Source organism: Archaeoglobus sulfaticallidus PM70-1 (genome assembly GCF_000385565.1).
Classification (GTDB): Archaea; Halobacteriota; Archaeoglobi; order Archaeoglobales; family Archaeoglobaceae; genus Archaeoglobus_A; species Archaeoglobus_A sulfaticallidus.
On record NC_021169.1, the window covers coordinates 865,045 to 887,217 of the forward strand.

Sequence of the window (22,173 nt, forward strand, 5' to 3'; positions counted from 1 at the left end):
TCCATCACCTTCTCTTCACAGCAACCGGCATCTGCTCGCTGTAAACGAAGTTTGGATACGAGATTGCTGCATGTTCAGCAATATCAAGTCCGAGTATTTCCTCTTCAGGCTTAACCCTTATGCCAACTGTCTTCTTCAATATGTAAAATAACGCAAAGCCGGTGCCGAAAGCCCATGCGAAGTTCACGATCGCACTTATCATCTGACATGCAAAGAAGCCAGCATTTCCATAGAGTAATCCTGTAACGATCGGTGCTTCAGTGGTATATACACCATATGTCCCATCTGCAAACAATCCGAGGGCTATCAGCCCCCAGGTTCCGTTGAATCCGTGGACAGGGACAGCACCCACCACATCATCAATTCCGCGCCTTTCCAGCCACCAGTAACCATAACTTGAAATGAATCCAGCCACTACACCAATTAGCACAGCAGCCCATGGCGCAACCCATGCACAGGGAGCAGTTATCGCAACCAGTCCACCTATGGCCCCATTACAGGTTATCCCAACATCCGGCTTGCCCATCTTTTTCCATGTAATTAGCATGGCTGTAACTGCTCCTGCTGCCGCTGCAAGGTTCGTGTTGGCAGCAATCACCGAAATTCTGAGTTCATGTGCCGAAAGCGTCGAACCAGGATTGAATCCGAACCATCCAAACCAGAGTATCAGGGTTCCAATTACTGCGAACGCCATGCTGTGTCCGGGAATTGCCTTAGGCTTTCCATTCACATACTTACCGATTCTCGGTCCAATCAGAATGCATCCTGCCAGCGCGATGTAACCGCCGAGTGCATGAACCACACCTGATCCAGCAAAATCCAAAGCTCCATACCCTACACCAAGCTTAATCATGAAATCCGATGTGCTTAGCCATCCTCCTCCCCATAACCAGTGACCGTAAACCGGATAGATTATCGCAGAAACAATCACACTGTAAATAATGTATGTCGAGAACTTCGGTCTCTCAGCTATAGCCCCGCTGACTATCGTTGCTGCTGTGGCAGCGAATACGAGCATGAAGAACCATATCTCAATCGTTGAGACATCGTAAGCGTTGCCTGCCAGGAACCATCCATCAGTTCCAATGATCCCACCAAGATCTGTTCCCATCATCAGGGCAAATCCGATGGCGAAGAAGGCTATCGTGCCAACTGCAAAGTCCATCAGGTTCTTCATCATTACATTTGCAACATTTTTGGCCCTTGAAAATCCAGCCTCAAGCATCGCAAACCCAGCCTGCATGAACATAACCAAGAAACCACATATAAGTGTCCAGACGAAATCTACTGGAGTTTCTGGGCTCTCCTTCAGAGTCTCTGCACCACTGGGATCCGCGGCAATCGCTGGTGTTGCTAGGAAAAATACCATCATGACGAGTATCCACCTCTTCATTCCATCACCGAACTCTCGGATTCTGCAAGTTTATTAAAAAATTTTTAATATTCTCACTTAATTGCTAATAATTTTTCACAAATACTGCGATTACATTCACAAATTATTAGATATAGATTGTAAATAATAAAAATTTTAAAATAGCCCAACTCACCACTTGCTCAGACTATCCTTAACAGCTCCGCATACAGCCTCCCACAGCCTTGCCCCCAGATCACTTGCAGGGCCTGCATATCTGTAGTACCTCCCTCTCTCCGTTGTCAGGACAATTACAGCATCCGTATTTGTTCCCGTAAAGTTGTGTCCCATCTCGAGAAGGGCTTTGCTTTTTGCTTCCGTTACAGTTATTATCGCATTCAACATTGCAGATCTGCTCACTCTGCAATCCAGAATTGCTATGATGTTAATCGTTCCAATCAGTTCATTCGGATTTCTGACTCCTGCGGTAACGAAAACGGTAACCTCACCACAACTCTGCACACTGAGCTTGTCCATCGGCACTGAAGTCAACAGACCGAAGTAGGACTTTACTCCAAGCCCTCTGGCTACATCCCTCAGATATTTTACAGGGTCCACATAATCGAAGTCGTCGCCTACAGTATGGTTAAAAGCGTATCTAACTTTCTTCCAGCCTCCAAGCAAGCCTGTACTTACACCAAAAAATTTTCCTTCCACTATAACAACATCATCATCAACCCAGTAATTTTCGTAAGGCATCGAGAACTTCCTCCTCGCTGTTCACAACCACAGCTTTTTCCAGAATACGAGAGTAAATTTCTTCAGCCTTAGAATCAGTAAAATTCCTGCTTTTGAAGGGAGTTCTGTTAACAACTATCAGCTTACCCAGTTTCGCAGCATACTCGGACGCCAGCAAGTTCTTAAAGTTCCCCCAACCAAAGCTAAGATTTGAGAGAACAACTGCATCGACATTCTCAATCATTTTCAGATTCTGTTCATGAGATTCCTCGCTGATTGGGGTAAATGGGGCTTCATCGATGGACTCTCCACCGATCTCAGTTATTAGTTCCCAGTCAGAATCCAGTGCATTGATTACTCCGGCAGAAATTCTGTAGCCAGCTTCACTCAAAATGTGAAGCAAATCCTTCCCGCTTCCTCCCCCGCAGATTACATGCACCCTTCTGTTACCAAATCTTACCTTCTTTCTTGGCACAACATAAACGCTCTTACCATGCCGCTTCACACTGACATCTGCCCCGAAAACCTCTCTGATTGTATTCTCGGTTATAACCTCCTCAGCCGTTCCCGCATAAATGATCTTCCCCTTCTTAACCATGAGAATTCTACTTGCAAATGAGGCCGCAAGATTGATGTCATGGATAGCCAGCAGCGCGGAACAACCCTCTTTAACTTTTTCCCTGACGATCTCCATGATCTCAATCTGGGCCGAGATATCCAGATGTGCTGTCGGCTCATCGAGGAGCATGATCTGAGGTTGCTGTGCAAAAACTCTGGCGAGCATAACCTTCTGTTTCTCCCCACCACTGAGCTCTAAGAAACTCCTCTGAGCAAAATCCTCCATTCCAACCTCTTTCAGAGCGTTTAAGGCAATGTTTATGTCCACACTGCTTGCCCTCTTTATCCCACTTAGATAGGGAGTTCTGCCGAGTAGAACTATATCAAGAACACTCAAACCCGTTTCGGGAGTTTCCTGAGGAAGGAAGCCCATCCTTTTCGATGCCGAATCTATCGTTTTTATCTTCCTTCCATCGAGCAGAACAACACCCCTCACTGGCCTGAGGATGCCGAAGATCGTTCTGAGCAGTGTTGACTTTCCGCTCCCATTCGGTCCGAGGAGGGCCACAAAATCGTGATCACTAACCTCGAATGTCATATCCCTGAGGACTTCGCTGCTTCCAAGCCTTACACTCACACCCTTAACCTTCAGCCTCATCTCAGACCTTCCTCCACAGTATGTAAACGAAGAAGGGTCCTCCAAGCATTGCTGTTATCGCCCCAACAGGCAGCTCCCCGGTTGTCGCAGTTTTGGCAACCAGATCAATAAGGGGCATAAATAGCATGGCAAAGAGGATTGTTAGAGGCAGGAGCTTCTGATGCTCCTCTCCAACAAGCATTCTCATCGTATGCGGGATAATAATCCCGACAAAACCGATAACCCCGCTGACAGCCACAGCAGATGAAGTTAATACAGCTATCACAGCAATCAGATACTTCCTGAATCTATTAACATCTACTCCAACAGCCATCGCATGCTCATCACCCAGCAGCAGGGCGTTGAGGTTCCAAGAGTTAATAAGCAGATATGCTATTCCTGCTATGGTTATGGGCAAAGCGAAGTAAACCTCGCTCCACTGCGGGTTTGAGAAGCTACCCATTATCCAGAAAACAACCTTGTGCATGCTCTGAGCGAAAAAATAGATTATCAGTGAAGTCAGCCCGGAAAAGAACGATGCTATTGCTATCCCTGCGAGGAGTATTGCATAGGTCTGATCTCTGAATCTGCTGGTTGTGCCGATCTCGTAAACAAGATACGAGGTTAAAAGGGCCGATACGAAAGCCAGAATAAGCTTGTTCTGGATAGTTCCAAAACCAAGAACAGTTGCTATTGCTGCTCCAACACTCGCGCCACTCGCCACTCCGAGAATGTATGGCTCAGCAAGAGGATTGCGAAACAGTGCCTGCATTGCACATCCAGAAGCCGATAGCGATGCCCCAACAAGGACTGCGGTTAAAAACCTTGGTAGTCTCGTATCTATAACTATGCTCCGCTCTATCTTATCAGCATTTCCGGTGAGAACCTTCAGCAACAAATCGTTTTGATAACCCAAGCTGAGATAAGAAACGAACACGACTGCATTCAGCATCAGCAGTGCGATAACCATTCTTTTCACGGAGTCAAGCAGATTTGAATATTAGATAAAGTTTACCTTTCATTTTGTTCATCTATAGAACTTTTTCTCGATTATTATTGATTATTACCGATTATTACTTTAACCTCAATTAACAAAAATAGTTAAGTATCAATTTGGCGAAGTATGTATGATGGTTAAAACTCTCAGCGAGCTGAAAGGCTACAACATCGTAGGAAAGCATTCCGCAGTCAAAACATGCCTCTGGTTGAAGAAGTCATTAAAAGACGAGGGAGTATGCTATAAGGAGAAGTTCTATGGTATAAAAAGCCATAGATGCCTGCAGATATCCCCAGCGCTCAGGTGCAATCTGAGCTGCATACACTGCTGGAGACCGCTGAGCCTGATGCCTGAGATAGATGGCTGGGATGATCCTCAGTTCATTGTCGAGGAGAGCATTAAGGCTCAGCAAAGACTGCTCAGCGGATTCTGGGGTACTAAGGGTGTGAACACAAAAAAGCTCGAAGAGGCTTACAAGCCAAATCAGGTTGCGATAAGCCTGATCGGGGAGCCAACCCTCTATCCATTCATAGCTGAACTGGTTGATGAGTTCAACAGCAGAGAGATGACAACCTTTGTTGTAACAAACGGCACCAACCCGAATGCTGTAGATAGATTGGAGCCGTACCAGCTTTACATCAGCCTGACAGCATACAGCGAATCATCCCATAAAACCCTCAACAAACCACACGGGAATTTGTGGGATAAAATCAACAGATCACTTGAAATAATGTCTGAGAAGGACTGCAGGACCGTTCTAAGACTGACGCTGATTAAAGGCATAAACATGAACGTTGAGAGGTTTGCTGGGCTTATCAACAAAGCAAATCCGGATTTTATAGAGGCAAAGGCCTACATGCATTTGGGTCACTCAAGGTACAGGCTTGAAAGATCTGCCATGCCTGAGCATGATGAGATTAGAGATTTTGCGGAAAAGCTGGAAAAGTTGGCCGACTACAGAATTGTGGATGAGTCCGAGATTAGTAGGGTTGTACTGCTCGAAAGGAAGTGAATCGTATGTTTACCGAGTTTGAGAAAAAGATGGATGAGATTAAGAGATATCTCGACCTGCTTGATACTGCAAGAGAGGAGCTGTTGAAGCTTACTAGAGATTTGAGGAGGAGGGCTACGAGTGCGATAGCAGAGGTACATCGAAATTCTCTGGAGAATGCAGAGAATATGCTCAAAGAGTGCTTCAACCACCTCGAGAAGATAAAGTACTATGAAGATGATTTTCCCGAAATATACTATCCGATAACCAGAGATCCCATTCAGGAGTTCATTGAGGCTTATGTGTTCTTCAGCATCATAAAAAATCGCGAGATTGCAATTCCCGAAGTTAAGGTACATCCGTCTCCGATTCTGACAGGTCTGGCTGACTGCGTTGGAGAGCTCAGGAGATATGCACTGGAGATGATGAGAGAGATGAAGGTCAAGGAGGCAAATGAAATGATAAACTTCATGGAGGCCATATACAGCAAGCTGATAGAGTTTGACTACCCGGACAAGATAGTTCCGCTAAAGTCCAAGCTAGATATGGTCAGGCTGGCAATTGAGCGAACGAAATCAGACCTGCTTTCTGTGATGAGACTGATAAATGAGACTGGATAAGATTTATAGAGCTTGATGGATAAATAAAAATTAACAAAAATTAAAACAGATCCCTGTCATCAACCACGATAGTCTGGTCTCTCCTCGGTCCTACAGAGATCAGAGATATCTTAGCTCCGCAGATCTCCTCAAGCCTCTTCAGATAGTTCTTCGCGTTCTCTGGAAGCTCATCAAATGACCTTGCTTCACTTATATCTTCATCCCATCCGGGGAGCTCCTCATACACCGGCTTAACATCATATAGCCTGTCTGTGTTCAGAATGAAACGATCGGTTGTTTTTCCATCTATCTCGTAAGCCACGCAGATCTTTATCCTTTTCAGCCCGGTGAGAACATCGAGCTTCGTTATCGCCATTGAAGTCATACCATTTATCATCACAGCATATCTTCCTGCTACGCCATCGAACCACCCGGTTCTTCTTGGCCTTCCGGTTGTGGTTCCGTATTCTTTGCCCATCAAACGCATGTACTTGCCCTGATAGTACTCATCGCCCTCATTGGCCTTCTCAAGGGCTTCCTTGAGTATTACATCATAGTCTTTCACAATATCCTCCCATCTACCCTCCCTGTTTGTTTCCTCCTCAGTTCCAAGCTCCGTTGGAAAAGGACCTCCCCCAACCCTCGTAGTATATGCCTTGAACACACCGATCACAGAGTCTATCTTTGTCGGTCCAACTCCTGTACCGGTAAGGGCTCCTCCAGCAGTTGGGTTAGAGGAAGTAACAAACGGGTATGTACCGTGATCTATATCGAGCAGGGTTCCTTGTGCCCCCTCGAAAAGAACCTTCTTACCGCTATCTATCGCCTCATTTATAATGTAACAGGTATCCTTTATCAGCGGTTTGAGTCTCTCGATGTTCTCTTTCTCCACATACTCTCCCAGTCTAATTCCCTTTCTGGCGATTTTGTCCCTGTAGCAGGGTCCGATTCCTCTGCCTGTGGTTCCTATTTTCTTGGATAGTGGATTCTTCTCAGGATTATCCTCATCTTTGTGCTTCTGGAGTATCGTATGGGCTGAAGAAGATACCACCAGCTTGCTTTCATCAACCTGTATCCCCATCTTCTCAAGCTGCTCGATTTCGCTGATAAGCACATCCGGATCGATGACTGTGCCATTTCCAATCACATTCAGCTTTCCATGAATTATGCCCGACGGGATAAGATGGAATTTGTACTTTTTCTCGTCAACAACCACCGTATGTCCGGCGTTATTCCCTCCAGCATATCTTATGACGAGATCAGCCTTCTCAGCGAGAAAATCCACTATTTTGCCCTTCCCTTCGTCTCCCCACTGCCCCCCAACAACTATAACAGTCTGTGCCATGTAAAAAAGTTGAGAGTATGAGTATTAAACTCTTGGCATTCTCATTCAGAAGTCAGAAACTCGTAAGCGGATTCGGCACTTGAGTTCTCATGTATGATCATCGCTATCGCCTTCGTCATCTTCGTTGGATTATCTGCCTGGAATATGTTCCTTCCTATCGCCACACCCTTGGCTCCAGCGTGCATCGCATCCTCGACCATTTTGAGGAAGTCTATTGTCCTCTCTATTCTTGGTCCTCCGGCTATAACCACCGGCACCGGGCAGCCTTTAACAACCCTTCTGAAAGAGTCCGGATCACCAGTGTAGTTTGTTTTGATTATATCTGCCCCAAGCTCGGCTCCAGCCCTCGTTGCTATTTTAACGGATTTTTCGCTGAATGGATCTATTCCATTGCCCCTGGGATACATCATCGCGAGCAACGGCATACCCCATTCCATGCAGCTTTTGCTTATGCTACCGAGTTCCTCAAGCTGTTTAGGCTCCGTGTTGCTGCCTATGTTCACATGAATGCTTACAGCATCTGCACCCAGCTTCAAAGCCTCTTCAACACTGCAGACAATCTTCTTATCGTTTGGATCTGGTGAGAGAGATGTAGAGCCGCTCAGATGGACTATCAATCCAACATCCTTTCCGTATCCCCTGTGTCCAAATGGGACTATCCCCTTGTGGACTATTACTGCATTCGCCCCTCCTTCTACAACCTTGTTTATCGTCTCTGGCATATTTTCAAGCCCCTCTATAGGCCCAACCGATAAGCCGTGATCCAGTGGCACTATGAGCATCTTTCTTGAATCCCTATTTATTAACCTCTCAAATCTTATCTTTTTACCAATCATAATCTCACCTTGCTACTCTGTAACTAAGTGACAATGTAGCAATATAAAAGATTTTCGAACCAATATAATCAGACTTTCAGTTTTAATCATGTATATAAGTAATAGATCAGAATCGATTCCTTTACTTGCAGTTCGGAGATACGCGGAAATACTTGAACTGGATTCAGAATTCGCTGTTTGAAGGCGATTAACCAAAGTGGATTTTGAAGAAGTGAAAATCGTTTAAAGGATATAATTGGCAATAGAGGAGATACGATAATGATATACAGATCCAGAACAGAAAAGACTCAAAAAAGAGGTTTTTGGAATCGAGAAAAGTAGAATTGATGAAATACTGTATGTAAAGGAGAAATAGCTTAGAATCTCGCTAAAATCTCGTTCAATATAGGATCTTCATGCGAAAATATTATCAAACTTGAGAAGTAGCTAACAGTGAAGCCCCGTGGTGTAGTGGTCAATCATGCGGGCCTTTGGAGCCCGCGACCGGGGTTCGAATCCCCGCGGGGCTATATACGGTAAACATTTTATTTTGGGGGCTACTTTTCGGTTTTAATGGACTATATGGAGAAATTTCACAAAGGGAAGGCAAGACTCGAGAAACAAATCCTACTTTTACATAATTTGGAACCTGAGAATAGGGACATCCTGTTCAAGTTCAAGGATTATCTGGTTTCCGAGTCAATCTCTCCCTTGCGGATCTTGAGGTATGTTCAGATTATGCGGATGACCTCAGAATGGGTCGATAAGCCACTTACTGAATGGGGTAGGGATGAGATCATCAAAGTGCTTGGTGAAATTGAAACAAGAAATTACAAAGTTGGAACCAAAAATGAGTTTAGAAAAGCCATGAAGAAGTTTTTCAGATGGTTGCATGGTGAGAACTGGGAAAATTTGAAGCTTTTGAAAAAATTGAAGGAAAAGAATAGGTTACCTGTGATTTTAAGCGAAGAAGAAGTATTCAGGATGGTTGAGGTTGCGGAGCATCCTCGAGATAAGGCAATGATTGCGGTGTGGTATGAGGCAGGTTTGAGAGTTGCTGAATTGGCAACTTTGCAGATTAAAGACATTGTATGGTATGAGCAAAAGGATGAGTTAAGAGCCAAGATTAAGGTTAGGGGAAAGACAGGTGAACGAGTTATTCCACTTGTTCTTTCGGTTCAGTATCTCAAAAGATGGATTGACATGCATCCTTTTAGGGATGATTTGAATGCTATAGTGTTTTGCAGTTTTGCGAAGCAGAATTATGGAGGGGTTATTGATTACCAACCTTTATTGAGAAAAGTTAAAGAAATAGCCAAAAAGGCAGGTATTAGAAAAAGAGTTTATACCCACATATTGAGACATTCAAGGGCTTCTGTTCTTGCTAATTATTTAACTGAGGCTCAGATGTGTGAATATTTTGGTTGGGAACAGGGTTCCGATATGCCTAAAATATATGTTCATTTGTCTGGAAGGGATATTGATAAGGCTGTGCTTCGAATATACGGGCTAGAAAATGAGGAAAAAGAGGACGATAAGCTGGAACCTAAAAGATGTCCTCGTTGTAATTACCTTAATGCACCGACAGACAGATTTTGTGGAAGATGTGCTTTGATATTGGATGAAGAAGAGCGATTAAGGTTTGAATTGAATGAATTGAAAGCAGTGGATGAGTTAACCAAGTTAGTTGCTAATAATCCCGAGCTTGTAATGAAAGCTAAGGAGATGTTGGAATTAGTTGAAAGACTGAATGATTATCAAGTTGTCAAGGCTTTTTTGGAGCAGTTTTGATTTTTTCCTTTAACCATTTATATACTTGAAACTTATTTTCTGTTTTTGAAAAATTATTCGGAGGTGTTGAAGTAGTGGCGAGAAGGAAAATTAAGAAGGGCGGGCTGGGTAACAACAAGCTGTTGTTTGAGGTTGCGGTTGGCATCGTTGCTTTAGTGCTGTTGTTCGGGGTGCTGAATACCGTTACACATACGAGTGAGACAGAACTTATAACTACAGAGGATCTAAAAAATTGCACCCTTGTTATGTACTATACTAAAGTTAATACATCTACTGGTTTAACAGAAGGCTCAGTTTATGCAAGCTATCAACTATCGGATATTGCAGTACTGAAGGATGGCTATTTGTATGTGGCGTTTCCTTATGATGTTGAAGTACCTGCGGGATACGACTTAGAAGTTGTACATTTTGGCATATACCTTAACAAGACTTTCAAGGATTTGATAGATCTTGGATGGAACGGTTATGAAGTAGAGTTTCAGTTAGTCAATTCTTCCGCTTTGCCAAGCTCTGGAACAATGTATTTGGGCTTAGATGAGGCTTTTGCTGACGCGGGACATGACGAGATCGCGATTGAATCGAGGTGGGAAAATTATCTTAATCTTTCTAACATGTCATCAGTTCCTGCAAAATACGAGGGAGATGTTGATCCTGCGGAGCTGCTGATAACTGCGAGCAGTATACTTGATAAAGAAGTTATGTTTTGCTTTGAACCTCTAACGCGTGTGTGGACACCTGGAGATGGTCAATATAGAACACTTGATGGTTTTATATTGAAACTTAACATCTATACAGCATCAGAAAAACCAGTTCTCAAAGCCTTCACCGAGCCAATCTGGGCGTTCATGGCGGGCTTGTGGTCAACTCTACTCGCAGTATACAACAGAGTTAGGCAGTATATTGGAAGTTTTGTCGGTGGTTTCAGTGTTTCAGCTTTCTTCACAGGTCTGATAGGTGATCCAGTCACGGCAGCGATCATCTCTGCGATCATGATTGCTGTGTTCTTTTTCGCACTTGTGAGGCCGGCACCGAGAAGAAGCAGATAATCCAAGGTGAGGGACATGGAAAAATTCTCTAATTTTTTTAAAGCATTTGACTTGGTTAAGGCGAGCTTTGCAATCACATTGATTCTCGCAGGAGTCTATGTTGTATATCCAGACTTATTCCAAGCGGGCGACAGGATTTGGAGTTTGCTTAAGGTTGGTATTGCAGTAGCTGCATCGATTGCCGGCATATACATTGTTTACAATACACTCGAGGCTAAGCGGGGTTATCTCACAGTGGGGGATCTGGCAGGTACAGTAATTGGGATGGGACTGATGTTTGTTGGTCTGTATTTGATGTTAGGGGAGGCAATTGAGAACACTTTTACCGGGGTTGCACAGACAGTTTTGCAGTTTGTGCCTTATGGCTTGAGTGCTATTAGCATGTTTGCGGGGATTCAGGCAATACAGAAGAATCGAAAAGAAAGAGCAGCGGTATTTATTGCAATAGCCGCAATATTTGCAATTGTTTCAATATTCAAGCCATTGGGAGTGATACCTTGAGATTCGTTCTTATTTTTTTGGCTCTTTTTGCTTTAGTCGCAACAGCATCAGCGTCAGTGTGGGATAATGCTGAAGAGGTCTTCCCTGGAACATGTTATTTTGGCGAGTTGACATATACTGGGGAGGTACATTATTACAAAGTTCAGCTTAGCGCGGGGAATTCAATAACGATATCTCTATCGGGCCCGGCTGATGCTGATTTTGATTTGTATATTTACGATCCGTCTGTAAATCTAATAGCAAGCTCGACATCAGGAGATTCAGAAGAGTCCTGCACATTTACAGCAAGCGTGAGTGGCTATTATCTAATTGAGGTTACGTCATGCTCTGGAACAGGTTCATACATGCTTGATGTCGGTCTTGTTTCAGGTGGTGGAAGCTCAAATGATGGTGGGGGCAGTACATTTGATTGTAGTCTGATACCTGACTGGCTTGGCCCACTTAGAGATATATGTTACTGGTTAAGTGATGGTGCGAATAGCCTTACAGAGGTACTAAACGGCTTCAAGCAATTTATTATTGAGAAAATACAGGCACTTACTGACTTCTTAGGTTGGCTTGCGAGTTTACCATTTCAGGCGGTGGACTGGTTATTCAATAAATTAACAGAGATCACTTCAGCAGCAGTTGAGAATATAAAGAATGCTGTTGATGCGTTCATTAAGAGTTTAACAGATCTTGGGACTGCAATCGGGAACTTTTTTGGAGGACTGTTCAGTGCTGTTGGTGGCTTTGTCTCTGGGCTGCTGGAATCAATTCAGGGAGCGTTTGGATGGATTGGAGAGCAGCTAGGAATCGCAGGAGAGGGATTAACGGAAAATGCAATAGTCATTATCGCAATAGTGCTTGTTGCTGTTGGTGTGCTGTTCTTTAGACCGGCTTTGTGGATCGGTGTGCTCTTGTTAGGTGTGTGGGGTCTTCAGCAACTCGCCGGACAGGGTAATCTTGTACAGGGATTATTTGGAGATTACAAGAACTTAGTAATGGTCATAATGGGGATTGCTGGTTTGACAATACTGTTTAAGAGGTGATAGCTTGACATGCTATTTTTGTTTAATTGCTTTTGTTGTTTACAATGTGCTGATCTTTACATCCCTCATTTTTGCTGTTAAGGCGTATTTAGAGGTTAAGCGATTGAAGAGGGATGGACTATGATCGATCTGCAATTTATTGAGACTTTAGGGATGATTAAGTTGCTGGACTGGATCAAAGAGAAAATAGCAATGTTTGAACCGGTTCAGTGGATGCTGTTTTTGATCGGGGCGACACTTGTTGGGTTTGGCTTATATTCAGCATGGAAGAGTTACAGAATTGCGAGTTACAGCATTAGCGTGAAGGTTGCGAAGTTTGGCTTTACTTTAATTGTCATATCGTTTGCATGGGATAACATCAAATGGATCTATGAAACCGCAATGCAGATGACAGGAAATCCCGTTCTCGCTTTTGTTCTAATCCTTGCTGGCGGGTTTTTGGGGATAAATACGATTAAGCTTCTTGTTGCTGGTGGGAGTGCTAAAAAATGAGATTGAAGGAGGGTATCAATAAGGATTTGGAAGGAAAGGGGCTGATGTATAAGCTTGCTTATTTTGCTAATTTAAAGTTTGTTTGGAGGATTTTAGATGCGTTTAAGCAGAACTAAACTTCTCAGGAGATGGTTTAGGCGTAATTCTAATTTAAAAAAGATGTGGGGGGTGAAATCTTGTTTAGAAGGAAGAAAGTGATAGAGGATGAAGAGGTTGAGGAGCTTAAGAAGTACAAGAAGGCGGCAATGTCTAAGCTCTTAATCGATGTAGCTGAGGACATTGTAGAGGAGATCTACAAGAAAGTGATGAACAACAGCAATTTCGATGAAAAGCATAAGCTTGCAGTGTTTGAGGCGACAGTATCGGTTTTCTGTGCGATTAATCGAGACGATGAGCTTGATTGATTCTTTGATAGCGTTGATAACAGCATGGTGGTTGTATGCGAAAAATCGCAATCGTAATAGTATTTTTTATCATCTGTAATGTTGCTTTTGCTGCTGAGGTTAATCAAACCAAGTTAAGCGATAAAGATGTTTTAAAGAAGGTCAAGGCTAAGCTTGGCATAAAGGAGTTTCCACAGCCGACAATAGAAACAAACCATACTGTGGTGTATGTTCTATTCAGGTTTGGAGCGTGGGACAGGGTTGCATACAACAACACGAAGGCTGTGGCTCCTCTCTACATCTATGCTTATTCTAAATCGTTGCCGGTCAAGGTGATATACTGGACTGAGAGCAAGAAGTTAAATGGAACCTTGCAGGGCTCATGGGGTTTACTCGGCACGATTGGACAGAAAGGCATGAAAGATACAATTTACCTGAAGATTGAGGTTGATGGTGAGGTTTACACTTATAAAATTCCACTTGTGAAGAGCATAAAGGAGAAAAAAGAGGAAGAGGGAGTTTTAACCTTTAAGAAAGAAGTGATTGAGAGACATGCTCAGGTGGCAATTGTTCTGGCAGTGTTTGCTATAGCGGTGGCTTATGTACTTAAACGAAAGACATTGCTTATTTCTCCGTTCAATTTCATAAATCTTGGCTTTGTGATTGGCTTAACTGCCGTATTGGCTTACTACCTGGAGTATATCAGAACAGACTCGACATTCTGGTTAGCTTTCGTGTTTACCGCTTCAGAGATTTTGAGCTATCAATTGTTCACGGCAGGTAGAAAAGTGTGGTTCATGCAGATCCTTCCATCAGTGCGGGAAATACTGATTGAGGAAGGAGTCTTATACAAAATCGAGAAAGGCATGGCATATGCCCGGCAGTCTGTAGATGAGGCTATAAAGAGGCTAAAGGGTGAACATATCCTCGTTGAAGATAAGGAGATAAAAAAGCCTGGTGTTCTCAGTGAGGACAAGTTCTTCAAGGTCATTTTTAACGAGTTCGACATTGCGGACTCTTTGATTGTGTTTGATGCAAAAATAAGGAGAAAGAGGGTTGATTATGAGAGGAATTCAGATTAAGCGTGTAGAGAAGAAGATTAAGGAGAGAATTGAGAAAATTGAGACTATCAGAGTTCTTGAGGTTAGTGTTTTAGCTCAAAAGGATGTTGGAGATCTCACAAGATTCATGCAGGATGCTAAGGTTTTGGAAGATATTATTGCTCAGAACATCGAGCTGAGGGGGAAATACCTCGATCTGCAGGCTAAGGTTACCTTTATGGCTGATAAAATAGCTGCTGAGAAGTGGAAACGAATTCTTAAGTTATCAAAGGAGGTTATAAATGAGAGCGAGAGTTGACGATGGTAATGATGTAAAGTTCTGGCAGTTATTGAAGTTATCAGCAACAAGACTTGGGAAGAAACTCGACATACAGGATTTAATATTCGTAGATATCGAAGTTGCAAGTGCGTTATTAGATTTAGAGCATGCTATTAAAAAATACTGCAATGAAGAGGAAGTAAAAGAATTTGATGCCTTAAAGAGGAGAATAATAAGGAAAATAGCGTTAAAAGAGCTGAAGCAGACAAAAGAAATGACACGCTTGTGGATCGCAAGTTCCGGGGGAAAAGATTCAGGTGAAGATGATGATTAGAGGAGGCAATGAGATTATTAGTAAAAGTGTTGAAGCCATCAAGAACGATGGATTCTATTTTATTGGGATTACCGGGGAAAAAGGTAATGGTAAGAGTACATTAGGGTGGTGGTTGGAGAAAGAGATACTAAGTAAAGTTGGATATGAGCTTGATTTTGTTAAAGACATGGATAAACTGTTGAATCATTTAATTTTCACAATTGATGACTTTTTCAGTATAAAAAAAAGAGATACGGTCAAGTGGGATGATGGACGGGTTTGTGTTGCTATATGGGATGACTTTGGATTACATACAAGCAGTTATGCCTTTTTGCGAGGGGAAGGAGATAAGGTATCTGACTTTGTGGAGATGTTTGAGGTTGTAAGGGAAAATATTGCTGTATTGATAGTTACGGCTGCAACCTTCGATTTGATTCCACCGAAGATTAGAAACAGCCCTAACATAGTTCTTGATGTATATCGGCGTGGTAGGGCAAAGGTATATAACAAAAAAAGATTGCTGTGGTTTGAACTCGTTTGGAAGGCTTTTAAATCTGAGATAACCTTTGATGATGTTCCTAAACAATTCTACAATGAGTATAGAAAAATCAAAGCGAAAGCGATTGATGCAAAGAGGATGATGAGGGTTATAAAGCTCGAGGAGAAAGCTGAGAAGCTTGCATCAAAATTGACTAAATCCGATTGGGAAAATACAGAACTGTTGATAGCGTACGGGATTTGTGATATATTCGGCAACATTACTAATTTCGGAGAGCTTGTTAAAAAATACTATAATGGGGGAAATGGCCGTTCTGGTTCTGATGTTCTAAAGATGAGTTTTAGAAAATTTGTTGAAGAATACAGGCAATGTGGCTTAAAAGGAGATAATAATAAGCTTTTGAGATTTTATAACAGACTTAAAGAAGTTGGTTATGTTGAAGAAGTTTCATGATTACTTTCACCCTACTCGCAACTTCTATTTTCATACATTAACATGATTTTACCGGTGGTGGGCATGGAGGTTAAACAGGAGTTGAAGGATTACAGGTTTAGAGCCGTTCTGAGAAGCGGTAAGAAGGGTGATCATGCTATATGTATAGATGCAAGGAAATTTGCAATCAGAAACAATGTGAGTAAGAAAGGGGGACTTTACAGGCTGAACCTTGAGCAAATTCAGCTTGAATTTGGAGAGGATTTGGCTATGGAGTTCTGGGAGGTTTTGATGTATATGCTACCTCAAGAAAGAGTTAAGGAAGCAATAAGAGAGTATGTGGAGATACTGTAGTAATGGTCGATGTTAGGAGTTGAAATAACCCTATTTTCACTGAAAAAAGTAAATTTTTTAGATTCTCAGCACCTCTAACCTTTGATGGGCAATAGAACATATATCTACATTGATGAAAGTGGTGATTTAGGATTTACTGAAAAATCCACGAAATATTATGTAATTGCAGCAGTCGAAACTAAAAATCCTCAGCAGTTTTCAAGGATGTTCAAGAAAATAAGAAGGAAGATGGGTAAAAAGAAAAAAGACATCAAAGAATTTAAATTTTCGAAAACAAAATCATCTACCAAAGAAATGATATTGAAAAAAATTGCTGAACTTGAAATTCAATTTTCAGCAGTTGTATTAAAAAAGGCAACCGTTTATCAACATCTTAGAGAGAAAAGACAGATATTACATAACTATTTGACGGGTTTTATTGTAGAGTTGATTCCATTTATGGATAGTAGAGATTTTGAGATTGTTATTGATAAGTTCATCTCAAATGAAGCAGATAGAACAAATTTTGATGAATATCTTAGAGACCATGTAAATTATGAGTGTTGGAAACTTGGTTTAATTCCTCCTCGAAGCTTGAACATAAAACATGAATCGTCTTATAGTTGTTCAGGCTTGCAAGTTGCAGATTTTGTTGCTGGAGCCATATTTGCAAAATACGAGAGAAATGATGACAGTTTCTATAGAATAATTGAGCCAAAGGAGAGAATTTTAAAAAAAGTGTTTAGATAACGGGACCCCACCTACTCCATCCCACCCTCCTCAAGGAGGCCTCATCGTTTCGGTGGGACTTACCCCATACCTACTATATCCATATGGCATATATATGGTTTACTCTCAATCCAGTTATTTTCAAAACGGTTTCAGATTGAATTTGGAGAGGATTTGGCTATGGAGTTCTGGGAGATACTGATGTATTTGTTGCCGGAGGGAAGGGTGAGGGAGGCGAGAAGGGATTATGCAGAGCGGAAGTTTTAGTTAGCTTGGTGATAGTAGATAAATGCTTCCTAGGGCAAAATATGCTCCATGGTCTCATTGTACTATTTGAAAGTAGCTACCTTTTTTGGCGCTTCTTTAATTTTGAAAGGCGCTGTTTGATCCTTGGCTTGACCCATTCATAAAGTGGTTCGAAATGAAATATCATAAAAGTCACAAATAAAAACGCAATATATGTCATTACGCCAAATAATTTAAAGCTCAACGACAGCAAATCCTTTGAGTTATAGGCTGTTTTTATGAGATAGTAAATCGAAAAAAACGTTACAGTTGCTATGCCAGAAAGAAGGACTACTGAAATAAAACTTAACATCTTTTGTAATTTTTCAAATCTGTCCAAGTACTTCGCTAAGGAATCGACTAATACCAAGAAAATTCCTGCAAACCCGGATACAAATAAGAAGGCTCCCACAAGAGCAAACGTTTTATTAAATGGATTTGAGTCTTCATTTGTAGCATTCTTGAAATATGTTGTATCAATAAGGAAAGACCCAGCAACCATAAATGCCGAAAAAATTGCAATTACGCTTGCATATTTGTTTAGAATGTCTAAATATCGATTATTCTTTTCTTTTTCGATATTTGAGACCATTTGCATACCTCCATAAGGGTTTTATCAGCTATTGGATCACTCTTTCCCTTGTGTTTTGCGCTCCTCTCTTCTCTCTATTTTACTAAAAGTATCTACAGACAGTGGATCGAACCCTTTCACCGAAAAAATAGATTGTGTGTGATTTAGTTATATGCTGTTTTAACACCATCCTAGTCCTAAACCACATACCACAATGAGGACATTCGGGCATGGCAGGTAAACTAATTAATCTTACTTAAAAGTTGCTATTTGATAACGGATATGAACAAAACTAAATAACAGGATCATTTTATTAGTTCGTTCAAATCTCTATCTAACTCTTTGATTTGATGCATAGAGATATGGGATATGCAGAGAGAGTTTAATTAGGTCACAGATGGATCCTTGAGTGAAGCCTTAGAATAATATTCTATGTGATTGAAAAGCTCAACGACCAATTGTCTTCTTTTTTCATTCATCTGCTCCAGATATGAGCTGTACCCAAATCGATAGATTTCCGATTTGCTTTGGGATTATGTGAATATGTACCGTGGTATTCCCTGCCGGAACAGTCTCTATTTCTTTCCCATGTACATCGTGGAAGTAAACAATCGCAGCATCTTTTGGATAGAGGATTGCCATTATTTTGCATTCTTTCTCGGCGTGGACTTTCAGCTTTTGGACATAATGCGAGCCAAGGGAGATTTTTAAGCTGAACTCTCTTGGTTCTACATATCCGCAAGTAGTTTCTTCATTCTGAACTTTTAAAGCGAGAATGAGGAGAAAGAGAACAAAAAGAGCAATTACAAACCCTCTTTTGAGATGTTTTCTTTTCCTGCTACTCATTTTATCTCTTGCCTGTTGTTAGTTTTTTAGTGGTTTTGATTTTAATAATACCACCTGTTATTTCCTCTCAAGCCTTCGTCTGACGGCTATGAATATGTTACCGAGGAAGACGATAGATGCTATTCTTGCCAATATGCTCCAGTTGCCATAACCTATATCTGAATTCACTGGTAACTGCAGGATGAGTCTCACAGTTTCAAACCATACAGACATATATTTTTGTAGGGGTGGGACTGGCGGATAGAGAACGATGAAAGATATCACAGAGATTACGAATAATAGCCATAAAAATGGTCTAACAAATGACTCTCCATATCGTGACATTCCATCATAGACACAATGAGCTATTTTTTCCGGAATGCTAAGATTCTGCTTCATCATTCGCATCTCCTTTATAAAGAACTCAGAAGCTTCGACAAATGTTCTGCTGTTCTCGAAGGATTTCCTAATGCTTCTGTACTCTGCCAAAACACTCTCTGACCTTAAATACGAAGAAAGGATTTTTACTGCCTCTTCGATATATTTATTGTCTAAATCGATAATATTATTCTGTACAGCTTTCAGCAATTTCTCACTTAAAATTTTGCTATCTTTTATTTCGTGCGCATTACAAAATAATTTAATGCGAGAAACATCTGTTAAGAGAAAAGATATGTTTGTTAACGGAAAATCAATGAAGGATATGGTTTCAGGATTCAGGAATGCACTTTGGCTAAATAAAATAATAGAGTTTTTCTCAATTTTTTTAGCATGAAATACAGCAATGTTTTTGAAAATTGTTCGTGAGAAATTGGCAAAGTAGAAAACAACTTCCCTAAATTCCGCGACATATTCAAATGTGGCATATATAAAGTTGGCATAAATAAATTTGCTGTTGTAAACCCTAATGCTTTCAAATCCCGCTCCTTCAAATGAACCTTCTAAGACATTCACGCTGTAGAAAATAGCTTTAGTAAATTTAGCTCTTAGAAAATCCACTTTTTGAAATTCAACATTTAAGAATTCAACTGTATCAAATTTAGTAAAGTCAAATTTAGCCATATTAAATTTCAAATTTTGGAATTGAACATAATTTTCGAATTTTGTTTTCGTGAAAATTGCATGGTTAATATCTTCTTTTTTCTCTCCTGGCGTACCACTCATAAAAACTGCAGAATGAAATTTTGCAGCATTAAAATTTAGTTTGCTAAACGTGCCATGGATCTGTACAAAATCATAAAATTCTGTGCGTTCAAATACTGCTTCATCGACGTCCACTTCGAAAAAAATTACATATGAGTGAAACTTAACATTGCTGAAGTCAATATAATTAAATTGCCCATCATTTACCCAAACATCTCCATGAAATTCTGAAAAATTAAAGTATATTGAATTAATATTTCCATACTTCAATAGCGGTTCTGAAGTTAAGTCTATTTCTGGAAAATTATAACCTATGCAGACCAATTCCACCCCTTTTTTATAGATCTCTCTAACTTCCTCGAAGAATTTGTTTCTAACTTCATCAGGGAATTCTTTCCAGTATTCTGGATGATGGAATACACAATATCCGTCTTTTACAGCTTCGTGTGGACATTCATATCTAACCCGTTTTCCTTTAGAATTGTAGTAAGTGCTGTATTTGCATTTTTTGTTTTTTGTTTCGGTTTCTTCGTGTAATGTTGTTTCGTTTTTCTTGTTCATTCAATTTTTCCCTCCATTGAATTTCTAACTGGCTCATCATGTTCTTTAGGCTTTTCTGACTCTCTTCTATTTGAGAACCTGAGATGAAGGATTTTGAGAAATAATGAGACAATAATCACCATTCCTAAGTATATTGCGAATGCTGAGATTCTGTAACTGTTGATTTCGATACCCAGAAAATTAATAGATAGTTCGGATTTACTCAACCCAAAAAACACATAAGTCAATCCAATAGCTAATATTGTAGATTGAGTCCCAAGACTTGAGTTCACTGCTTGTTTTTCTATTTTATTTTTGATCTCTCTTATTTCTTTAAGCAGTATATTGTTTGAATCTTCATTTATGGGTGTTTCTGAGTTAGATTTTTCGTTCAAATTCATTTCTGGCTTTTCTGGTTTTTCTTCATCAGGTATTTCATTGTACTGTTTTTTTGGAAAAGTGGCAATAGTGGCTATCATGCGTAATATTAATGGATAGTATAGTAAAATGGTCCATGAACCAAAATAAATGATTACAGCGATTATACCACCATAGATAAAATAAAGATCTTTTTCTGATTTTATTTCAGTAAGAAGTAGATGTCTGGCAAACAAGACAAGAATTATAATCATTGAAAGAAATATAGAAACTAATAAAGAGGAATTCAGAAAATCGATAAAAGTCTTTTCTTCTGCAATTTTTTTAAATTTGGACATGTAGATATTGGCGATTATAACAAATATTCCAGATAATCCAATAAAAAAGAAGGCAGAGCCATATGTTTTCAACAATGGATTATCGAGATTTGTAAAAATAAAAGCTCCTGATATTATAAAAGCAGAATAAATTGTGATGATTTGGGGGTGTTCCTCCATTATTGACGACATCTATTTCCTCTCCAGCATTTCATTAGTAATCTTCTCCAGATCTTTAAACAGAGCTTGAGAATGCCATTTCTCAAACTCCTTTTCCATTTCTTCTATAAGCTGAACAATCTTTTTACCTAAAGGAGTTAATACATAGACCTCCGAACTTGTTGGAGTATTGTGAATGATCATATATTATCATCATTGTTTTAGACTGTATCAATATTTATTTTTTGCGAATTTTCAAATATATGTTAGAAAAAAGTAAAATTTTAAGAGTTATGAACAGATACATTGGTGGGGTGATTTATGTCTATAAGCATCATTAATCTTTTTCTAATAATTCATTAATAAATTTCTCTGGATCTTTTTGTGGAGCTTTAGAGTGATATTTAGTATATTCCTCTTCGATTTGTTCTAAAAGCTGGACAATTTTTTTACCGAGAGGACTAAGCTCATAGGCTTTTGAGCCAGTTGGAGTGTCAAAACGGAGAGTGATTTGTATCAAACCAAGATCGAGTAATTCTTTAATGCCTTTGTGGAGATCTTTCTTGTAAATAGATTTCTCCAGTTCACTCCACCTTTTGGGAGAATCTTTTAATGAGAAAAGAATTGTCATGTTGGTTTTTTTTGTGATTTTTTTCGCAAGAGCGTATATGGTTTCCATAAGATAATAGCTTGGTTAACACTATTTTATGTTATGTTATACTTTTTTCTAACTTTTATTAGTAATTTAGTTAACTTTATATAGTAGTTAGTCAAAATACTAACTAAGGTTAGGGTGGTGGTAAGTATGAAAATGTGGACTGAAATCCCAGACCATTGGGAAGATTTGGTCGATAAAGCGAAGGAAATCGAAGGTTGGAAGAAAAGGTCGCCCAATTTTCATTTACACCTTAATACTGCGTAAAGCTGGAGATAAAGCTCTAAGAGATGCGTTGAACAAGATTGAAAAGAATTCCGCTATTACAGTTGATGGGGCTTTAAAGTTTGTTAAGGAGAGATAGACAACTAAAAATGTCGAAGCAACCAAAGAGACGTT

The 22,173-nt window shown here is 40.4% G+C and carries 26 protein-coding genes and 1 tRNA gene; 15 read left to right on the forward strand and 12 right to left on the reverse strand.

The genetic code is table 11. The features are described from left to right. Positions 1-4: 4 nt before the first annotated feature. The 4 genes from ASULF_RS04635 to ASULF_RS04650 form a co-directional block, all read right to left on the reverse strand. The gene (locus tag ASULF_RS04635) at positions 5-1,393 is read right to left on the reverse strand and encodes an ammonium transporter (RefSeq protein WP_015590537.1); all 1,389 of its coding nucleotides are present in this window, start codon (positions 1,391-1,393) and stop codon (positions 5-7) included. Between the two features lie 150 nt (positions 1,394-1,543). After that, positions 1,544-2,110 carry an adenosylcobinamide amidohydrolase gene (locus ASULF_RS04640; RefSeq protein ID WP_015590538.1) on the reverse strand — a complete coding sequence of 189 codons (567 nt, stop codon included), beginning with the start codon at positions 2,108-2,110 and terminating at the stop codon, positions 1,544-1,546. Next, positions 2,085-3,305 carry an ABC transporter ATP-binding protein gene (locus ASULF_RS04645; RefSeq protein ID WP_015590539.1) on the reverse strand — a complete coding sequence of 407 codons (1,221 nt, stop codon included), beginning with the start codon at positions 3,303-3,305 and terminating at the stop codon, positions 2,085-2,087. The genes ASULF_RS04640 and ASULF_RS04645 overlap by 26 nt, the downstream gene beginning before the upstream one ends. Before the next feature lies 1 nt (position 3,306). Then, a complete protein-coding gene (locus tag ASULF_RS04650; protein ID WP_015590540.1) occupies positions 3,307-4,254 on the reverse strand; it encodes a FecCD family ABC transporter permease in 948 nt (315 codons plus the stop codon). A gap of 157 nt (positions 4,255-4,411) precedes the next feature. Between ASULF_RS04650 and twy1 the strand changes: the two genes are divergently transcribed. Both twy1 and ASULF_RS04660 read left to right on the forward strand, forming a co-directional pair. Further along, the gene (gene twy1 / locus ASULF_RS04655) at positions 4,412-5,293 is read left to right on the forward strand and encodes a 4-demethylwyosine synthase TYW1 (RefSeq protein WP_236609715.1); all 882 of its coding nucleotides are present in this window, start codon (positions 4,412-4,414) and stop codon (positions 5,291-5,293) included. Positions 5,294-5,298: 5 nt separating this feature from the next. Continuing rightward, positions 5,299-5,892, forward strand: a complete 594-nt coding sequence (locus tag ASULF_RS04660) for a translin family protein (protein ID WP_015590542.1) — start codon at positions 5,299-5,301, stop codon at positions 5,890-5,892. A 40-nt stretch (positions 5,893-5,932) separates the two neighbouring features. Here the strand turns inward: ASULF_RS04660 and ASULF_RS04665 are convergent, their stop codons facing one another. Then, entirely contained in the window at positions 5,933-7,216 is a 1,284-nt protein-coding gene (locus tag ASULF_RS04665) for an adenylosuccinate synthetase (RefSeq protein WP_015590543.1), read from the reverse strand. Between the two features lie 41 nt (positions 7,217-7,257). Beyond that, positions 7,258-8,052 carry a 2-amino-3,7-dideoxy-D-threo-hept-6-ulosonate synthase gene (locus ASULF_RS04670; RefSeq protein WP_015590544.1) on the reverse strand — a complete coding sequence of 265 codons (795 nt, stop codon included), beginning with the start codon at positions 8,050-8,052 and terminating at the stop codon, positions 7,258-7,260. A 436-nt stretch (positions 8,053-8,488) separates the two neighbouring features. On the opposite strand from ASULF_RS04670, the gene ASULF_RS04675 reads away from it, so the two are divergent. The 13 genes from ASULF_RS04675 (at position 8,489) to ASULF_RS04735 (ending at position 16,922) form a co-directional block, all read left to right on the forward strand. Then, a tRNA-Gln gene (locus ASULF_RS04675) sits at positions 8,489-8,561 on the forward strand. A gap of 43 nt (positions 8,562-8,604) precedes the next feature. After that, positions 8,605-9,822: a tyrosine-type recombinase/integrase gene (locus ASULF_RS04680; protein ID WP_015590545.1), complete on the forward strand. Its 1,218-nt coding sequence runs from the start codon at positions 8,605-8,607 to the stop codon at positions 9,820-9,822. A 74-nt stretch (positions 9,823-9,896) separates the two neighbouring features. Further along, positions 9,897-10,868: a hypothetical protein gene (locus ASULF_RS04685; protein ID WP_015590546.1), complete on the forward strand. Its 972-nt coding sequence runs from the start codon at positions 9,897-9,899 to the stop codon at positions 10,866-10,868. Between the two features lie 15 nt (positions 10,869-10,883). Next, positions 10,884-11,369 carry a hypothetical protein gene (locus ASULF_RS04690; protein WP_015590547.1) on the forward strand — a complete coding sequence of 162 codons (486 nt, stop codon included), beginning with the start codon at positions 10,884-10,886 and terminating at the stop codon, positions 11,367-11,369. After that, a complete protein-coding gene (locus tag ASULF_RS04695) occupies positions 11,366-12,400 on the forward strand; it encodes a PPC domain-containing protein (protein ID WP_015590548.1) in 1,035 nt (344 codons plus the stop codon). Before ASULF_RS04690 ends, ASULF_RS04695 begins: the two co-directional genes overlap by 4 nt. Before the next feature lie 120 nt (positions 12,401-12,520). Continuing rightward, entirely contained in the window at positions 12,521-12,892 is a 372-nt protein-coding gene (locus ASULF_RS04700) for a hypothetical protein (protein ID WP_015590549.1), read from the forward strand. Between the two features lie 176 nt (positions 12,893-13,068). Continuing rightward, a complete protein-coding gene (locus ASULF_RS04705) occupies positions 13,069-13,296 on the forward strand; it encodes a hypothetical protein (protein WP_015590551.1) in 228 nt (75 codons plus the stop codon). Between the two features lie 35 nt (positions 13,297-13,331). Next, entirely contained in the window at positions 13,332-14,357 is a 1,026-nt protein-coding gene (locus tag ASULF_RS04710; RefSeq protein WP_015590552.1) for a hypothetical protein, read from the forward strand. Beyond that, complete coding sequence (locus ASULF_RS04715; RefSeq protein WP_015590553.1) at positions 14,338-14,634, forward strand: hypothetical protein; 297 nt, start codon at positions 14,338-14,340, stop codon at positions 14,632-14,634. Before ASULF_RS04710 ends, ASULF_RS04715 begins: the two co-directional genes overlap by 20 nt. Further along, positions 14,618-14,929, forward strand: a complete 312-nt coding sequence (locus ASULF_RS04720; RefSeq protein ID WP_015590554.1) for a hypothetical protein — start codon at positions 14,618-14,620, stop codon at positions 14,927-14,929. The genes ASULF_RS04715 and ASULF_RS04720 overlap by 17 nt, the downstream gene beginning before the upstream one ends. Next, a complete protein-coding gene (locus ASULF_RS04725) occupies positions 14,919-15,860 on the forward strand; it encodes a hypothetical protein (RefSeq protein ID WP_048098117.1) in 942 nt (313 codons plus the stop codon). The genes ASULF_RS04720 and ASULF_RS04725 overlap by 11 nt, the downstream gene beginning before the upstream one ends. Positions 15,861-15,923: 63 nt before the next feature. Beyond that, the gene (locus ASULF_RS04730) at positions 15,924-16,193 is read left to right on the forward strand and encodes a hypothetical protein (protein ID WP_015590556.1); all 270 of its coding nucleotides are present in this window, start codon (positions 15,924-15,926) and stop codon (positions 16,191-16,193) included. 84 nt (positions 16,194-16,277) lie between these two features. Further along, a complete protein-coding gene (locus tag ASULF_RS04735; RefSeq protein ID WP_015590557.1) occupies positions 16,278-16,922 on the forward strand; it encodes a DUF3800 domain-containing protein in 645 nt (214 codons plus the stop codon). Between the two features lie 322 nt (positions 16,923-17,244). On the opposite strand, the gene ASULF_RS04740 is transcribed toward ASULF_RS04735, so the two are convergent. The 6 genes from ASULF_RS04740 to ASULF_RS04765 form a co-directional block, all read right to left on the reverse strand. Continuing rightward, positions 17,245-17,778 (reverse strand): hypothetical protein, encoded by a 534-nt coding sequence (locus tag ASULF_RS04740; protein WP_015590558.1) that lies wholly within the window; start codon positions 17,776-17,778, stop codon positions 17,245-17,247. A gap of 450 nt (positions 17,779-18,228) precedes the next feature. Continuing rightward, positions 18,229-18,603, reverse strand: a complete 375-nt coding sequence (locus tag ASULF_RS04745; RefSeq protein WP_015590559.1) for a hypothetical protein — start codon at positions 18,601-18,603, stop codon at positions 18,229-18,231. A gap of 57 nt (positions 18,604-18,660) precedes the next feature. Next, positions 18,661-20,286: a pentapeptide repeat-containing protein gene (locus ASULF_RS04750; RefSeq protein WP_015590560.1), complete on the reverse strand. Its 1,626-nt coding sequence runs from the start codon at positions 20,284-20,286 to the stop codon at positions 18,661-18,663. After that, the gene (locus ASULF_RS04755; RefSeq protein ID WP_015590561.1) at positions 20,283-21,152 is read right to left on the reverse strand and encodes a hypothetical protein; all 870 of its coding nucleotides are present in this window, start codon (positions 21,150-21,152) and stop codon (positions 20,283-20,285) included. The genes ASULF_RS04750 and ASULF_RS04755 overlap by 4 nt, the downstream gene beginning before the upstream one ends. After that, positions 21,153-21,323 (reverse strand): hypothetical protein, encoded by a 171-nt coding sequence (locus tag ASULF_RS11900; protein ID WP_015590562.1) that lies wholly within the window; start codon positions 21,321-21,323, stop codon positions 21,153-21,155. It lies immediately after the preceding gene. A gap of 133 nt (positions 21,324-21,456) precedes the next feature. Continuing rightward, positions 21,457-21,798 carry a winged helix-turn-helix transcriptional regulator gene (locus ASULF_RS04765; RefSeq protein WP_015590563.1) on the reverse strand — a complete coding sequence of 114 codons (342 nt, stop codon included), beginning with the start codon at positions 21,796-21,798 and terminating at the stop codon, positions 21,457-21,459. Positions 21,799-22,173: the final 375 nt, after the last annotated feature.

Coding starts and splice junctions, on each gene's coding strand:
- ASULF_RS04690 (WP_015590547.1), top strand. CDS start 10,884: ATGGAAAAATTCTCTAATTTTTTTAAAGCATTTGACTTGGTTAAGGCG.
- ASULF_RS04660 (WP_015590542.1), top strand. CDS start 5,299: ATGTTTACCGAGTTTGAGAAAAAGATGGATGAGATTAAGAGATATCTC.
- ASULF_RS04710 (WP_015590552.1), top strand. CDS start 13,332: ATGCGAAAAATCGCAATCGTAATAGTATTTTTTATCATCTGTAATGTT.
- ASULF_RS04720 (WP_015590554.1), top strand. CDS start 14,618: ATGAGAGCGAGAGTTGACGATGGTAATGATGTAAAGTTCTGGCAGTTA.
- ASULF_RS04715 (WP_015590553.1), top strand. CDS start 14,338: ATGAGAGGAATTCAGATTAAGCGTGTAGAGAAGAAGATTAAGGAGAGA.
- ASULF_RS04740 (WP_015590558.1), bottom strand. CDS start 17,778: ATGGTCTCAAATATCGAAAAAGAAAAGAATAATCGATATTTAGACATT.
- ASULF_RS04755 (WP_015590561.1), bottom strand. CDS start 21,152: ATGTCGTCAATAATGGAGGAACACCCCCAAATCATCACAATTTATTCT.
- ASULF_RS04700 (WP_015590549.1), top strand. CDS start 12,521: ATGATCGATCTGCAATTTATTGAGACTTTAGGGATGATTAAGTTGCTG.
- ASULF_RS04640 (WP_015590538.1), bottom strand. CDS start 2,110: ATGCCTTACGAAAATTACTGGGTTGATGATGATGTTGTTATAGTGGAA.
- ASULF_RS04765 (WP_015590563.1), bottom strand. CDS start 21,798: ATGGAAACCATATACGCTCTTGCGAAAAAAATCACAAAAAAAACCAAC.
- ASULF_RS04725 (WP_048098117.1), top strand. CDS start 14,919: ATGATGATTAGAGGAGGCAATGAGATTATTAGTAAAAGTGTTGAAGCC.
- ASULF_RS04665 (WP_015590543.1), bottom strand. CDS start 7,216: ATGGCACAGACTGTTATAGTTGTTGGGGGGCAGTGGGGAGACGAAGGG.
- ASULF_RS04635 (WP_015590537.1), bottom strand. CDS start 1,393: ATGAAGAGGTGGATACTCGTCATGATGGTATTTTTCCTAGCAACACCA.
- ASULF_RS04650 (WP_015590540.1), bottom strand. CDS start 4,254: ATGGTTATCGCACTGCTGATGCTGAATGCAGTCGTGTTCGTTTCTTAT.
- ASULF_RS11900 (WP_015590562.1), bottom strand. CDS start 21,323: ATGATCATTCACAATACTCCAACAAGTTCGGAGGTCTATGTATTAACT.
- ASULF_RS04750 (WP_015590560.1), bottom strand. CDS start 20,286: ATGAACAAGAAAAACGAAACAACATTACACGAAGAAACCGAAACAAAA.
- twy1 (WP_236609715.1), top strand. CDS start 4,412: ATGATGGTTAAAACTCTCAGCGAGCTGAAAGGCTACAACATCGTAGGA.
- ASULF_RS04680 (WP_015590545.1), top strand. CDS start 8,605: ATGGACTATATGGAGAAATTTCACAAAGGGAAGGCAAGACTCGAGAAA.
- ASULF_RS04735 (WP_015590557.1), top strand. CDS start 16,278: ATGGGCAATAGAACATATATCTACATTGATGAAAGTGGTGATTTAGGA.
- ASULF_RS04745 (WP_015590559.1), bottom strand. CDS start 18,603: ATGAGTAGCAGGAAAAGAAAACATCTCAAAAGAGGGTTTGTAATTGCT.
- ASULF_RS04730 (WP_015590556.1), top strand. CDS start 15,924: ATGGAGGTTAAACAGGAGTTGAAGGATTACAGGTTTAGAGCCGTTCTG.
- ASULF_RS04670 (WP_015590544.1), bottom strand. CDS start 8,052: ATGATTGGTAAAAAGATAAGATTTGAGAGGTTAATAAATAGGGATTCA.
- ASULF_RS04645 (WP_015590539.1), bottom strand. CDS start 3,305: ATGAGGCTGAAGGTTAAGGGTGTGAGTGTAAGGCTTGGAAGCAGCGAA.